Genomic DNA, 14983 nt, shown 5'->3' on the forward strand with positions numbered 1-14983 from the left:
CCCTGCTTTCTGTTTTTTTCGAAGCGGCGACTATAACGTGACAGAACTATGCGAAAAACAGCACAATCAGGAAAATACCTTTGCGGGATACGCTCAGATGAAAGGTTTTAATCAGATCAATATTCAGGCATTACGGCTGTATGTCGCGGTACTGGATCAGGGCAGTTTCTCTGAGGTGGCGCGGCGTGAGGCGATGTCGCCGTCAACCGTATCGCGGGTGATTTCCCAGCTTGAACAGGCATTACAGACGCAACTGCTGTATCGCAACACACGCGCCGTCAGCCCGACAGAATCCGGCAAACTGCTCGCCGGTCATGCGCGACAGGTGCTGACACAGCTGGATCTCGCCACGCTGGATTTGCAGGAGCAGGACAGCGAACCCGGCGGACTGGTGCGCATCAATGCGCCGGTAGTTTTTGGTCAGCGCCATCTTGCGCCGTGGTTGCATGAGCTGAGTACACGTTATCCGCGCCTGAATATCGAGCTGATGCAGACCGACGATTTTATCGACCCGTTGCAGGACAGCGTTGACTTGCTCATCCGTATTGGTGTGATGGCGGACTCCACCCTGCAGGCGCGCACGCTCGGCCATCAGAATTTTCGCCTTGCCGCCAGCCCTGCTTATCTGGCCCGCGCAGGAAAGCCGGAAACACCGGAGGATTTAGCCAGTCACAGTTGCCTGGTGTTCAAAGGATTTGCCGGTCCGCAACGCTGGTACTTTCGTCAGCCGGAACAGGAATGGCATTCGATGACCCTGCGGGGATTACTGACCAGCAATAATGCGGAAACCCTGACGCAGGCCGGGATCGACGGCATGGGGCTGGTGGTGTTCCCCACCTGGCTGATTGGCGATGCCCTGCGCGACGGTCGGCTGGTCAGCGTACTGGAAGATTATCAGGTATCGACGTCACCGGAGCCGCAAACCATCAGCGCACTGTATCCGAACAGCCGCCGCCCGTCGATCAAAGTCAGGGCTGTGATTGATTTTCTGCTGGAGAAATTTGGCAGTCCGGCGTACTGGGAAAGGTAAACATATCCGTCTTCTGAGTTGCCATTAATACCCCCTCCCCGCCTCCCCCTTCGCAGGGGGAGGAGTAAAACCCGATCGGCGATATCCCATGCAAAGGGCTCGATCGGCTCCCTCCCCTGCGAAGGGGAGGGTTGGGGGTGGGGTATTAATGACAAAAACAATGCTGAAGCTTGCGCTTCGCCCAATATCAGGAATTCAACTCCATCCCCACATGCGGGATCCCATCTTCGTCATAAATTTCGGTATAGGCCACAAACCCCAGCCTGCCGTAGAATCCCTGCAAATGCGCCTGTGCGGAAATCGCGACGCGCGCACCCGGCCAGTGTTTCTGGCAGGCAGCCAGTGCCTGTTCCATCAGCTGATAACCCAGTTTCAGGCCGCGTGCAGAGGGCGCGACAATCACCCGTCCGATTGCCACGTCATCTTCAAAACGCAGAATACGCGCGTAGGCAGCAATCTTGCCATCCAGCCAGGCGACGATATGACGGTTTTCGCCGGTCAGATCCTGTCCGTCGATATCCTGATAAACACAGGTTTGTTCCACCACAAATACTTCACTTCGCAGTGCAAGAATGGCGTAAAGCTGCGCCGCGTTCAGTTCACTGTGATGATAATCCTGCCAGTGAAGCGATGATGATTCCGTCATGAGTGAATGCCCTGCCTGTTTTCTGAAAGCCAAAAAAAAGAGATATTCCTGAGAATATCTCTTTTTAACACAGATTTTACAGCCAATTTATCAGGCAGATTTCTTCAGCGGCTGCGTGCGAACCGGTGCGTCGCCCGCGGTGTAATACGCCGCCGTACTGCGCGGTAATGGCTGGCGGCCACGGATTTTATCGGCAATTTTTTCGGCGATCATAATAGTTGTCGCATTCAGGTTACCGGTAATGATCTGCGGCATGATGGAGGCATCAACCACGCGCAGCCCTTCCATACCGTGAACCCGCCCTTCTCCGTCTACCACCGCCATCTCATCCGTGCCCATTTTACAGGTGCATGACGGATGGAAAGCCGTTTCCGCATGTTCACGGATAAACGCATCCAGCTCTTCGTCAGTCTGTACGTTTTCACCCGGGCTGATTTCACGACCACGGTAAGGATCCAGCGCTGGCTGATTCATGATTTCACGCGTGATGCGGATGGCGTCACGGAACTCCTGCCAGTCCTGCTCCGTCGCCATGTAATTAAACAGAATGCTCGGATGCTGGCGCGGATCTTTCGATTTCACCTGAACGCGGCCACGGCTGGGTGAACGCATTGAACCGACATGCGCCTGGAAACCGTGCTCTTTTACCGCATTACTGCCGTTGTAATTAATCGCCACCGGCAGGAAGTGATACTGAATATTCGGCCAGGCAAATTCTTCACGGCTGCGGATAAAACCGCCCGCTTCAAACTGATTGCTGGCACCCACGCCGGTGCCTTTAAACAGCCACTCGGCACCAATCGCTGGCTGGTTGTGCATCTGCAATGCCGGATACAACGAGACCGGCTGCGTACAACTGTATTGCAGGTACATTTCCAGATGATCCTGCAGGTTCTCCCCGACGCCCGGCAAGTCGTGCACCAGCGGGATATCCAGACGGTTCAGCAGTTCAGCCGCACCGACACCGGAACGTTGCAGAATTTGCGGAGAGGCAATCGCGCCGCTGCACAGCAACACTTCGCGTTTCGCCTTCGCCGTTTTGGCGTTGTATTCATCACCGTGGAAATAGCTGACACCCACCGCGCGCTTGCCATCGAACAGGATCCTGTCGGTCAGGGCATGCGTCACAATGGTCAGATTGGCGCGCGGTTTGGCCTGATCCAGATACCCGCGGGCAGTGCTCGCACGACGCCCCTTCGGCGTCACGGTTCTGTCCATCGGGCCAAAACCTTCCTGTTTAAACCCATTCAGGTCATCCGTGCGCGAATACCCCGCCTGCACACCGGCTTCAATCATCGCGCCGAACAGCGGATTATTGCCGTTTTTAGGCGTCGCCACGCTCACCGGCCCTTCGCCGCCGTGGAAGTCATTCGGGCCGATGTCGCGGGTTTCTGCTTTACGGAAATAAGGCAGGCAGTCCAGATAACTCCAGTCTTCCAGACCCGGTGCTTTCGCCCAGTTATCGAAATCCATCGCGTTACCGCGGATGTAACACATGCCGTTAATCAGCGACGAGCCTCCCAGCCCTTTACCGCGCCCGCACTCCATGCGGCGGTTATTCATATGCGGCTCCGGGTCGGTTTCGTACGCCCAGTTGTAACGACGTCCCTGTAACGGAAATGCCAGCGCCGCAGGCATCTGCGTGCGAAAATCCAGACGATAATCCGGGCCACCGGCTTCGAGCAGTAACACACTGACACTGCTGTCTTCAGTCAGACGGGTGGCGAGTACGTTGCCGGCAGAACCGGCCCCGATAATGATGTAATCGTAATCCATTGAATCTCCTCTGTTGCAGCGGATCAAAATACTGAGCTGAATTCGCCCAGTTCGACCTGCACGGATTTGATTTGGGTGTAATGCTCAAGTGTGGTGATGCCGTTTTCGCGCCCGACACCGGAATGTTTGTAACCGCCGACCGGCATTTCTGCGGCAGATTCGCCCCAGGTGTTAATCCAGCAAATCCCGGCTTCGAGTTTGTGGATCACGCGGTGGGCGCGGTTGAGATCCTGCGTCACCAGTCCGGCGGCCAGACCATATTCAGTATCATTGGCGCGGCGGATCACTTCTTCTTCGCTTTCATAAGTCAGAATGCTCATCACCGGTCCGAAGATTTCTTCACGGACGATCAGCATGTCATCACGGCAGTCGGTAAATACCGTCGGGGCAACGTAAGCACCTTTAGCGAATTCACCGGAAATCACACGTTCGCCACCGGTCAGCAAGGTCGCGCCTTCACGTTTGCCGCTTTCGATGTAACGCAGCACGGATTCCATGTGCGTGAAGCTGACCAGCGGGCCGAAGTTGACATTTTCATCTGTCGGATCGCCTGAGCGAATGCGTTTCACCCGTTCCAGCACTTTGGCTTCGAACGCTTTATGCAATGCTTTGGGGATAAACACCCGGGTGCCGTTGGTGCACACCTGTCCGGCGCTGTAGAAATTCGCCATCATCGCGATGTCGGCGGCTTTATCAAGATCGGCATCGTCAAAGATAATCAATGGCGATTTACCGCCCAGTTCCATAGTGACTTCTTTCAGCGTCGAGGCCGAGGCGCTGGCCATGACTTTCTTGCCGGTTTTGATACCGCCAGTGAAGGAGACTTTGGCGATATCCGGATGATCGGTTAACGCCTGACCGACGCTGGCCGCGCCCGTCACCACGCTGAAAACGCCGTCCGGCACACCGGCTTGGGTGTAGATTTCTGCCAGTTTCAGGGCAGTCAGCGACGTGTTTTCACTCGGTTTGAACACCATCGCATTACCGGCCGCCAGCGCAGGAGCAGATTTCCACAAGGCAATCTGAATCGGATAGTTCCACGCGCCGATACCGGCGACCACACCCAGCGGCTCGCGGCGGGTATAAACGAAAGAAGAATCACGCAGCGGAATTTGCTGGCCTTCAATCGCCGGGATTAACCCGGCGTAGTACTCCAGCACATCCGCGCCGGTGACGATATCCACTGCCAGCGTTTCAGACAGCGGTTTACCGGTGTCTGCCGTTTCAATAGCGGCCAGTTCGTCGTTGCGCTCACGCAGAATATCCACCGCGCGGCGCAGAATACGGGCGCGGCTCATGGCGGTCATCGCGGCCCAGACTTTCTGGCCTTTCTGCGCGGATTTCACCGCCAGATCGACATCTGCATGTGTGGCGGATTGCACCGTGGCAATCACTTCGCCGTTGGCCGGATTAACGGCGTCGAAGGTCTCATCACCGGTGCTGTCCTGAAAACGCCCGTTGATATAAAGTTTTTGCTTGCCGTAGCGGGACATACATCTCTCCTCGGTCTGTGCGGTCTGAAAATTTTCTGCGCCGTTTACTGCCCGACAACGCGCGGTGCGAACTGCGATTCAATATGGCGATGTGTTATCTGCATCGCCTCGTCGCGGTTAAACGATTTACCGCTGAGTGCGCCGCGCAGCCACAGGCCATCAATCAATGCCGCCGTGCTTTGCGCTGCGAGACGCGCCTCGTTTTTAGGCAGAAAACGTCTGAATTCAGAACATAAATTGGAATAGAGCCGGCGGCTGTTAACCTGTTGCAGCCGGTACAACTGCGGGTGATGCATGCTGCTCGCCCAGAAGGCCAGCCAGGTTTTCATCGCCGCGCTGTTAGTCTGACTGTCGTCAAAATTGGCTTCTGCAATCGCATGCAGCCGCGCCGTCGGTGCGGTATCCGTCATCTGTGATAAGCGCAACTGCACACCTTCTCCCAGATGACTGAGCAAATAACGCATAGTGGCTTCCAGCAGCCCGTTCTTGTCACGAAAGTAGTGACTGATGATGCCGTTGGAGACGCCAGCGCGTCGGGCAATTTGCGAAATCGAAGCATCGTGCATACCGACTTCGTTCACCGCAGCCAGCGTTGCCTCAATTAATTGCTGCCGTCTGATGGGCTGCATTCCTACTTTGGGCATGGTTCCGGCTCCTGAAAATGAGCGGGTTGCAATGCGCTTAAAAAACTCTTTTTACGCTCCCGCTCAGCCTTGTTAAAACGCTCGCACTCCTCCTATTTAACTTTTTTTTGATTGAACGTTCAATTAAAAATGCATATATTTTATTACCAATACGTTAGTAATTTGTATGAATTTTGAGATTTAAATGAATCCAATTTATTGAAAAATAGCGATTAATTGACATAACAGGGGAAAAGATGGCGATTGCCGATACGACAGAGAGAAAAAGCGAAAAACCTCGCGACCAGCTGAACAAGGTTGTGTTCTTCACCTCCGCCGGGCTGATTTTAGCCTTCACATTAATGACCATTTTCTTCACCGATTTATCAGGAAAATGGATCAGCCTGACCCTTAACTGGGTGTCCGCCACCTTCGGCTGGTATTACATGCTGGCGGCTACGCTGTACATCGTGTTTGTAGTGTTCATAGCCTGTTCACGTTTTGGTTCGATCAAACTGGGCCCTGAACAATCCAAACCCGAATTCAGCATGATGAGCTGGGCTGCAATGCTGTTTGCTGCCGGGATCGGCATCGACCTGATGTTCTTCTCGGTCGCCGAACCGGTGACACAATACATGTTGCCACCGGAAGGCAACGGGCAAACGCTGGAAGCCGCGCGGCAGGCCATGACCTGGACGCTGTTCCACTACGGCCTGACCGGCTGGGCGATGTACGCGCTGATGGGCATTGCACTGGGCTATTTCAGCTACCGCTATAACCTGCCGCTGACCATCCGTTCGGCGCTGTACCCGATTTTTGGTAAGCGCATTAACGGCCCGATCGGTCATAGCGTGGATATCGCTGCCGTGGTCGGGACTATTTTTGGTATCGCCACCACGCTCGGCATTGGTGTGGTGCAGCTTAACTACGGCCTGAAAGTGCTGTTCCATATTCCGGAAAACCTGACCGTTCAGGCCGCGCTGATCCTGCTTTCTGTGATTATGGCGACGGTGTCGGTGACCTCCGGCGTTAACAAAGGTATCCGTATTCTGTCGGAACTCAACGTGCTGCTGGCGCTGGGGCTGATTCTGTTCCTGCTGTTCTTCGGCAATACCGAATTCCTGCTCAATGCGCTGGTGCTCAATATTGGCGATTACATCAATCGCTTTATGGGCATGACGCTTAATACCTTTGCTTTTGACCGCCCGACCGAATGGATGAACAGCTGGACCCTGTTCTTCTGGGCGTGGTGGGTAGCGTGGTCGCCGTTTGTCGGCCTGTTCCTGGCGCGTATTTCACGCGGTCGTACCATCCGTCAGTTCGTGTTCGGCACCCTGATTATTCCGTTCGTCTTCACCCTGCTGTGGCTGTCAATTTTCGGTAACAGTGCGCTGTACCAGATCCTGCATGGCAATCTGGATTTCGCTAACGAGGTGATCTCACACCCTGAACGCGGCGTTTACAGCCTGCTGGCACAGTATCCCGGCTTTACGCTGAGCGCGTCCGTCGCGACGATTACCGGCCTGCTGTTTTATGTCACCTCGGCGGATTCCGGCTCGCTGGTGTTGGGTAACTTCACCTCAAAACTGGCAGACATTAACAACGATGCGCCAAACTGGCTGCGGATTTTCTGGTCGGTCACCATCGGCGTACTGACACTGGGTATGCTGATGACCGACGGCGTTTCTGCACTGCAAAACACCACGGTAATTATGGGTCTGCCGTTCAGTTTTGTGATTTTCTTCATCATGGCCGGATTGTATAAATCACTGCGTCTGGAAGATTACCGCCGCGCCAGCACCCAGCAGACTCTGGCTCCGCTGCCTGCCACCAGCGACGCGGCGCTGAACTGGAAACAGCGTCTGTCGCGGGTCATGAATTATCCGGGCACACGCCACACCCAGAAAATGATGGACACTGTTTGCCGCCCTGCGATGCAGGAAGTGGCCCAGGAACTGGAACTACGCGGGGCAAAAGTGACCTTTAACGAGCACGCGCCACAGGAAGACGAGAAAATCGGGCCGCTGGAATTGCAGGTCGCGTTGGGCGAAGAGCAAAACTTTGTCTATCAGATCTGGCCGGTACGTTATGCGGTTCCTGCCTTTACCTATCGCGCACGCGCCGGTAAATCGCATTATTACCGTCTGGAAACCTTCCTTCTTGAAGGGACTCAGGGTAATGACCTGATGGACTTCACCAAACATCAGGTGATCAATGACATTCTGGATCAATACGAACGTCATCTGAACTTCCTGCATATCAACCGTGAAGCGCCGGGCAACACCCTCACCTTCCCCGAACAGCCAGTCTGATACGTGCCCACAAAAAACCCGCGCCATGCGGGTTTTTTTATAGGCTTCCCCCTCTCAGCGAAGAAACGGCAGCACTTTCTCCAGCAATAATTCCGGTTGTTCTTCAGCAAGATAATGCCCGCACGGCAACGCCTCGCCCTGAACGTCTTCTGCCACCTTTGCCCATTCCTCCAGCGGCGTAAAACAGGTGCCGACAATGCCCTTTTCGCCCCACAGGATCAACAGCGGACACCGCACTTTGCGAGATGCATTCACGTCAGTCTGATCGTGTTGCAGGTCAACAGCAGCGGAAGCCCGGTAATCCTCGCAAATCCCGCGCGCCGTTCCATCAAGTTGCAGACAACGCAAATAATCTGCGTAAGCTTCGTCGGTGAAAGGTTGCATACCGGCGCTGCGGCTGCCCATTACGCTGCGCAGGTAAAGATCAGGATCAGCCTTGATCAGTGTTTCCGGTAGCGGTGCCGGGCGGATGAGGAAAAACCAGTGCCAGTAAGCGCGCGCAAAAGCTTCACTGGTTTGCTGATACATGGAAAGCGTCGGCGCAATGTCCATCAGCACCATCCGTTTCACTGCCTGCGGGTGATCAAGCGCCAGCCGGTGCGCCACGCGGGCACCCCGGTCATGCGCGATCACACTGAACTGGCTGAAACCGAGCGCAGCCATCAGTTCGAGCTGATCCTGCGCCATTTCGCGCTTGCTGTACCGCAGGTGATCCGCGTCCGGCTCGGGTTTACCGCTGTCACCGTAACCGCGTAAATCGGCAAGCACCACGGTGAACTGAGAAGTGAGGTAGGGTGCGACTTTATGCCAGATCGCCTGCGTCTGCGGGTGTCCGTGCAGCAATAACAGCGGTTCGCCCTGTCCGGCAATCCGGTAAGCAATGTCCGTTCCGCTGACCACCATCCGGCCTTGGGTAAAATGTTCAAACATGGGTTTTCTCCTTTTTTACCCATCTTAGTCGCTCGCCGGTTGGCAACAAGGCCACAAGTGAAGATCGCTGATTCACGATCTGTGTTTTGACTCATCACACTCAGGCCGTTGCCCGATAAGCGTGAAGTTGCGACGCTGGCATTATCCGTTACGTTTATCAGGGCAATGAAATGAAGCCAAAAACGCTGTATGAAAAACATATCGACAGCCACAGCGTTCGTACGCTGGATGACAAGGGCCACGTGTTGCTTTACATCGACCGGCAGGTGATTAACGAGTACACCAGCCCGCAGGCGTTTAGCGGTTTGCGTGAAGCCAGCCGTCGCGTATGGCGGCCGGAAACCTCACTGGCGGTAGTCGATCACGTCAACCCGACGGCACCGCTACGCACCCGTCAGATGCCGGATGCCGGTGGCGCGCGTCAGGTGTCATATCTGGCTGAGAACTGCGCCGAATTTGGCATTGAGTTGTTCGATATTCTCGATAAACGTCAGGGGATCGAACATGTTGTTGCACCGGAACAGGGCTTTATCCTGCCCGGTATGGTCATTGCCGCCGGAGACAGCCACACCACCACATACGGCGCATTAGGGGCGTTTGGTTTTGGTATCGGCACCTCGGAAATTGAACATCTTCTGGCGACGCAAACACTGGTGTATAAGCGCCTGAAAACCATGCGGGTTACCGTCACTGGCACACTGGCGACGGGTATCACGGCCAAAGACCTGGTGATGGCGCTGGTGGCAAAAATCGGGGCGGCGGGCGCGACCGGTTATGCCATCGAATTCTGCGGACCGGGTATCGACATGCTGAGCGTTGAAGGTCGTATGACCATTTGTAATATGGCCGTGGAAGCCGGTGCGCGTGGCGCGTTCATGGCACCCGACGATAAAGTGTTTGCCTATCTGCAAGACAAACCACGCGCGCCAAAAGGCCAGCAGTGGCGGGATGCCGTGGAGGTCTGGCGCGAATTACGCAGTGATCCGGATGCCGTTTTTGATCGTGAAGTGACACTGTGTGCGGAAGAGATCGCGCCGATGGTCAGCTGGGGGACCAGCCCCGATCAGGCACTGGCGATAAACGGTCAGGTGCCTGATCCGCAAGCCGAACCGGATGCCTCACGCCGCCAGGATCTGCAACGTGCACTCCGCTATATGGGATTGCGTGCCGGTCAGTCGCTTAACAGCATTCCTGTCAGCCACGCGTTTATCGGCTCGTGCACCAACGCGCGTATTGAAGATTTACGGGCAGCGGCAGACGTCGTGCGCGGTAAAAGCGTCGCCGCCACAGTGCGGGCGATAATTGTTCCAGGCTCCAGTCAGGTTCGGGCACAGGCTGAGCAGGAAGGTCTGGCGGAGATATTTATCCAGGCCGGTTTCGAATGGCGACAATCGGGTTGCTCAATGTGTCTGGCAATGAACGACGACGTGCTGTCGCCCGGCGACCGCTGTGCATCCAGCACCAACCGTAATTTTGAAGGCCGTCAGGGTGCGGGCGCACGCACTCATCTGATGAGCCCGGCGATGGTTGCGGCAGCGGCTATTTGTGGCCATCTGACCGATGTCCGTGACCTGTAAGGAGTCATCATGGAAGCATTTACTACACTGACCGGTATTGCCGCGCCGTTGCCTGCGGCGAATGTGGACACCGATGTGATCATGCCAAAACAGTTTCTCAAAGGCATCGACCGCAACGGTTTAGATCGCGGGGTGTTTTTCGATCTGCGTTTTCTGGCGGACGGCTCGCCCGATCCGGCGTTTATCCTCAATCAGCCCCAATGGCAGGGGACGAAATTCCTGCTGGTCGGTCCGAATTTTGGCTGCGGTTCCAGCCGTGAACATGCGGTATGGGGGCTGAAACAGCTCGGTATCCGGGCGCTGATCGGCACCACGTTCGCGGGAATTTTCTTCGATAACTGTCAGCGCAACGGCGTGCTTACAGTGCAACTGGATCCCGCGCAGTGGTTGCAAATGGCGCAGGCGGTGATCCATGGCGATAAAAATGAAATGACTGTCGATTTATCCGCGCAAAAAATCATCCTGCAAAATGGTGAACGGATTGATTTTGCTATCGATGAACTGAGTAAGATTGCGCTACTTAACGGGCTGGATGCCATCGGTACAACACTGCAATTTCGCGATGAAATCAGTCAGTTTCAGCAGGCGCATTTGCAGCGCAATCCGTGGCTGGCGTAATAAGCGTCAGCCCGGTAACTGGCTGAATCGCTGTTGCAGAAACTCAACACAGACCCGCAATTTTGCCGAATCCGCCAGCCGCGTGGGATAAACTGCCCAGACGCTGGCGGGTTGGGAATATTGCGGCAGCACCCGCACCAGTTCACCACGGGAAAGATAAGGCTGAACATCCCACTGTGAACGCAAAATGATGCCATGGTGTTTCAGCGCCCACTGTAATACCACTTCGCCACTGTTCGACGAGAGCGCCCCTTTCACCCTGACGCGGTGTTCCTTGCCTTCTCCCGTAAGCGACCAGATGCCAAAAGGATTGTCGCGCTCTTTGATCACCAGACACTGATGCTGCGCCAGCGCTTGCGGTGAGTCAGGCGTGCCGTGAGCAGCCAGATATTCCTTTGATGCGCAGAGGATCCGCTGGTGCTGCGCCAGTTTTTTGCCGATGTACTGCTCAGGTACGTCATCGCCGACCAGAATTTCCAGATCAATACCTTCCGCGACCAGATCCACCACGCGGTCGAAAAGATCAAGGCGCAGATTGAGTTGCGGATAACGTGCCGCCAGTTCCGCTATCGCCGGAGCCACATGGCAACGCCCGAAACCAAACGAGCTGCAAATATGCACGTTGCCACGCGCTTCACTGCGCGAATCTGACAGGTCACCGATGAACTGATCAAAGGTATCGAGAATTTGTAACGCCCATCGCTGCGTGCGCTCGCCGTCTTCTGTCAGCCGCACACCCTTTGTTGACCTGTGCAGCAAACGACAGTTGAGCGACTCTTCGAGGATCTGAATACGCTTGCTGACATACGCCGGTGACTGCCCCAGTTCGATAGCGGCAGCGGCAAAACTTTGCTTATTCACTACCGCCAGGAAGACCTGTAAGTCTTCAGCCAGCGGCAAACGCTCACGTTCACTGCTCATGATTAACGTCCGTAAACCGGCTGGTTAAGCTTGTCAGCCTTGTGCACATCACTGCTTTTCACCCCGGCACCGGACAGTTTTTCTTCCGCTTCCTCAATGTCTTCATTGTCGATTTCCAATGATTCCTGATCGATACCCTGAGAAGGCGTCAGCGCCAGTTCCACCAGGATCGGGAAGTGATCTGAACCCATAAAATCAAGACGTTTCAGATCAATCAGGGTGAAATCTTTGCTGTGGAAAACGTGATCCAGCGGCCAGCGCAGGAACGGATAACTGGCATGGAAGGTGTTGTACATGCCACGACCGCGGCGAGGATCCAGCAGGCCGCTGATTTTCATGAACAGCCGCGTGGTGCGCGACCAGGCCACATCATTCAGGTCGCCGGTGACAATGGTCGGGTAACGCGCTTTCGCTGCCGTGTGTCCGACAGCAACCAGTTCCCCGTCACGACTGGTGGATTCATCCGCTTCTGTCGGGCTGGGCGGCATCGGGTGCAGACAGTGCAAAATCACCTGCTCGCCGGACGGCAGTTCAGCGCGAAAATGCATAGAAGGAATATCATCAGCCACCAGATACTGAATCTTCGCCGCCTGCATCGGCAGGCGCGAATACACATGCATACCGTACAGATTTTCCAGCGGACAGCGCAGGCTGTGCGGATAATCGGCATCCAGTTCTGCCATCTGATCTTCCCACCACTGATCGGTTTCCAGCAGCACCAGAATATCCGGTTGATAATGCCTGACCTGCGCGAGTAATTTTTCCGGCTCACGGTTAGTGGTCAGCACATTGCTGTTCATGATCTTGATGCGCGAATGACCGTTGGGCACCGTTTTCTTCACCTGTACCGGATACAGGCGGGTATAAGGCAAAATCCACCAACTCTGATACGCCATGCAGGCAACGGTCAGGATGATCACCGTGGTGGTGATCGCATCACCGAACGGCATGATCGCCAGTTCAGTCAGCAGAAAAAACAGGCACAGCGAGGCCATCTGTAAACGCGGAAAATCCCAGATACGCACCCACCAGCGCTGATTGCGCGACACAGGAAGAAGCGTCAGCAGGGTCATAATGACCGTCAGTACGCAAATGGTTATTCGTAATGCTTGCATCGGTTATCGGCCCTGATAAAAAAGCAAAAATAATACCCTCAATATGACGGGTATTTTGTTGTTAACCGATTGTGACTGAAAAAGAGGGATATGTCGCCGCCTTCTCCCATCATCAGAAAAAAGGCGGCAGATTCAGCAAAGATTATTTTGTGGCGGCGGCCTGATCAGGCACATGGCACCAGTTGTGCTGCTCGACAATCCCGCCATTTGGCGAGGTATAACCGATACAGCCCAGAATGGTGTCATACAGTTTTTCATGGAACGCCGGTTTCTTCTCGGCAGCCATTTTTTGCAGTTGTTGGAAACTGGCCTTGTTCTGATCGTTCGACAGGAATTTGTCCGACGCCCAGACCATGATCGGCACCGTACGTTGCTCGGCTGGCGCATGATCACGCGGTGTACCGTGGAAATGCATGCTTTTCGAAATCGACTCGCCGTGATCGGAGGCGTAGAACACGATCGCATTCTTATCGCGTAACTGGTCAAAGACCTGCGACAGGAAGTAATCGGTATACAGCAGTGAATTATCGTAAGCGTTAATCATTTCCCCGGTGGAACAGGAATCATCGATGCCCATACATTCCGGCTTATATTTAGCGAAAGAACGCGGATAACGGTCGGAATACAGATAATGAGAACCCTTGGTATGCAGGATAATCAGATGCTTACCTTTAGGATGGTTATTCATCGAGTCTTTCATTTCATCGATGAGCAGCATGTCATCCACCGGCTTACCGGCGTTGCGCTTTTCGGACGCGATGTTTTCACGCAGCGAATAATCATCCGCACGGGTTTTGTTATAGAACCAGGCTTCACTCTGCATGGAATATAACTCTGAACTCCAGCCATTACTTTTCAGCACGGAAAAGACGTTCATTTCTTTCAGCGTACGCTGTGGCTCTTCAGATGCCCCGCCTTCGCGGACAAACATACAGCGCAAGGAAAGCTTGGTGGCGGTATCACAGGAATAGCCCTGCAGGGCGACCAAATTTTTCTCTTTGTCGAGATTTGGCGTGTTGTCACGGTCGTAGCCGTACAGCCCCATATGGTCGCGGCGGGCGCTCTCGCCGATCACAAACACCACGTACATATCTTTGGCATCTGCCGGTGCGGTATACGTGAAATGTTTGGCCGGATCGTACAGATTTTTGGTGTCTTCCGCCTGGCTGTAACTGCTGTAAGTATACAAACCCAGCGCCGAAAGCCAGTTTGACGGCGAATACGTGCCGGCAACCACACCGCCATAACTCGCCATCATGCGGTTGTTTACGATGTCATGGCGATCCTGCACTTTGCCCATCAGTTGCAGCGGCATGTAACAAAGCAGGCCGGAGACCGCAAGCAGCAGGGTTCTGACCGCCAGTCTTTTAAAAGTCGTTTGTTTGAGAGCCGCACCCGGCATTTTGCTCAGCCACAGCAACAGTACCGGCAACAAACTCACCAGCACGGTCCAGGCGATGAAATGTGTTCCGATAGATTCTTTGGATAAATCAATGGAATCAGACGCCAGCGCTGCCGCTAAAATTCCGTAGCCGATATCAACGTTAAACAGGATCATGTAGTAACTGGCGGCGGCAGAGGAAATCACGATAGCGGTCATCAGGACACGGAAAACGGTTTTTCCGGTATACGACAGCAACATACAAAGGAAATAGACCAGGGCAAAACAGGCAACCATTTCGACAGCAATCGACAAGGCATTGTCATAATGCAGTTGCTGATAACGACGGATGAAAATCGGAAGGTTTAGCAGAAGCCCCAGGTAAAGTGCAACGAACAAAGAAATGCTCTGTTGCGAAAGTGTACGAATTTTATGCATTGGCAATAACTGGCTCTTTTGTGAGTCTGGCTGCGTTGTACTAACCGCTCATACCGGAGGTTGGAACCCACTCCTTAGGACATATAGACTCCGGGCTGAGCATTTTCGTTCAAACTGAATGGT

The 14983-nt window shown here is 54.4% G+C and carries 12 protein-coding genes; 4 read left to right on the forward strand and 8 right to left on the reverse strand.

All coding sequences use genetic code 11. The features are described from left to right. Window positions 1-97: 97 nt before the first annotated feature. Entirely contained in the window at window positions 98-1030 is a 933-nt protein-coding gene (locus HGO41_RS03000; protein WP_250980748.1) for a LysR family transcriptional regulator, read from the forward strand. Window positions 1031-1217: 187 nt separating this feature from the next. On the opposite strand, the gene HGO41_RS03005 is transcribed toward HGO41_RS03000, so the two are convergent. The 4 genes from HGO41_RS03005 to betI form a co-directional block, all read right to left on the reverse strand. After that, window positions 1218-1676, reverse strand: a complete 459-nt coding sequence (locus HGO41_RS03005; protein ID WP_013574718.1) for a GNAT family N-acetyltransferase — start codon at window positions 1674-1676, stop codon at window positions 1218-1220. 90 nt (window positions 1677-1766) lie between these two features. After that, window positions 1767-3452, reverse strand: a complete 1686-nt coding sequence (gene betA / locus HGO41_RS03010) for a choline dehydrogenase (protein WP_013574717.1) — start codon at window positions 3450-3452, stop codon at window positions 1767-1769. 23 nt (window positions 3453-3475) lie between these two features. Further along, window positions 3476-4945 carry a betaine-aldehyde dehydrogenase gene (gene betB / locus HGO41_RS03015; RefSeq protein ID WP_250980749.1) on the reverse strand — a complete coding sequence of 490 codons (1470 nt, stop codon included), beginning with the start codon at window positions 4943-4945 and terminating at the stop codon, window positions 3476-3478. Between the two features lie 44 nt (window positions 4946-4989). After that, complete coding sequence (gene betI / locus HGO41_RS03020; protein WP_250980750.1) at window positions 4990-5589, reverse strand: transcriptional regulator BetI; 600 nt, start codon at window positions 5587-5589, stop codon at window positions 4990-4992. A gap of 236 nt (window positions 5590-5825) precedes the next feature. Between betI and HGO41_RS03025 the strand changes: the two genes are divergently transcribed. Next, entirely contained in the window at window positions 5826-7880 is a 2055-nt protein-coding gene (locus HGO41_RS03025; RefSeq protein WP_013574714.1) for a choline transporter, read from the forward strand. 54 nt (window positions 7881-7934) lie between these two features. On the opposite strand, the gene HGO41_RS03030 is transcribed toward HGO41_RS03025, so the two are convergent. Beyond that, window positions 7935-8810: an alpha/beta fold hydrolase gene (locus tag HGO41_RS03030; protein ID WP_013574713.1), complete on the reverse strand. Its 876-nt coding sequence runs from the start codon at window positions 8808-8810 to the stop codon at window positions 7935-7937. Window positions 8811-8980: 170 nt separating this feature from the next. On the opposite strand from HGO41_RS03030, the gene leuC reads away from it, so the two are divergent. Together leuC and leuD are read left to right on the forward strand one after the other, a co-directional pair. After that, on the forward strand, window positions 8981-10387 hold the full coding sequence (gene leuC / locus HGO41_RS03035) for a 3-isopropylmalate dehydratase large subunit (RefSeq protein ID WP_037036103.1): 1407 nt from the start codon (window positions 8981-8983) through the stop codon (window positions 10385-10387). Window positions 10388-10396: 9 nt separating this feature from the next. Next, window positions 10397-11005: a 3-isopropylmalate dehydratase small subunit gene (gene leuD, locus HGO41_RS03040; protein ID WP_013574711.1), complete on the forward strand. Its 609-nt coding sequence runs from the start codon at window positions 10397-10399 to the stop codon at window positions 11003-11005. Between the two features lie 6 nt (window positions 11006-11011). Here the strand turns inward: leuD and HGO41_RS03045 are convergent, their stop codons facing one another. The 3 genes from HGO41_RS03045 to eptB form a co-directional block, all read right to left on the reverse strand. Continuing rightward, window positions 11012-11926 carry a LysR substrate-binding domain-containing protein gene (locus tag HGO41_RS03045; RefSeq protein ID WP_013574710.1) on the reverse strand — a complete coding sequence of 305 codons (915 nt, stop codon included), beginning with the start codon at window positions 11924-11926 and terminating at the stop codon, window positions 11012-11014. Window positions 11927-11928: 2 nt separating this feature from the next. Next, window positions 11929-13041: an endonuclease/exonuclease/phosphatase family protein gene (locus HGO41_RS03050; RefSeq protein ID WP_241917243.1), complete on the reverse strand. Its 1113-nt coding sequence runs from the start codon at window positions 13039-13041 to the stop codon at window positions 11929-11931. A gap of 142 nt (window positions 13042-13183) precedes the next feature. Then, window positions 13184-14860 carry a kdo(2)-lipid A phosphoethanolamine 7''-transferase gene (gene eptB, locus HGO41_RS03055; protein WP_119261415.1) on the reverse strand — a complete coding sequence of 559 codons (1677 nt, stop codon included), beginning with the start codon at window positions 14858-14860 and terminating at the stop codon, window positions 13184-13186. Window positions 14861-14983 lie beyond the last annotated feature (123 nt).

The sequence above is a fragment of the Rahnella sp. CG8 genome (assembly GCF_023701875.1).
In the GTDB taxonomy this organism is placed as follows: Bacteria; Pseudomonadota; Gammaproteobacteria; order Enterobacterales; family Enterobacteriaceae; genus Rahnella; species Rahnella aceris.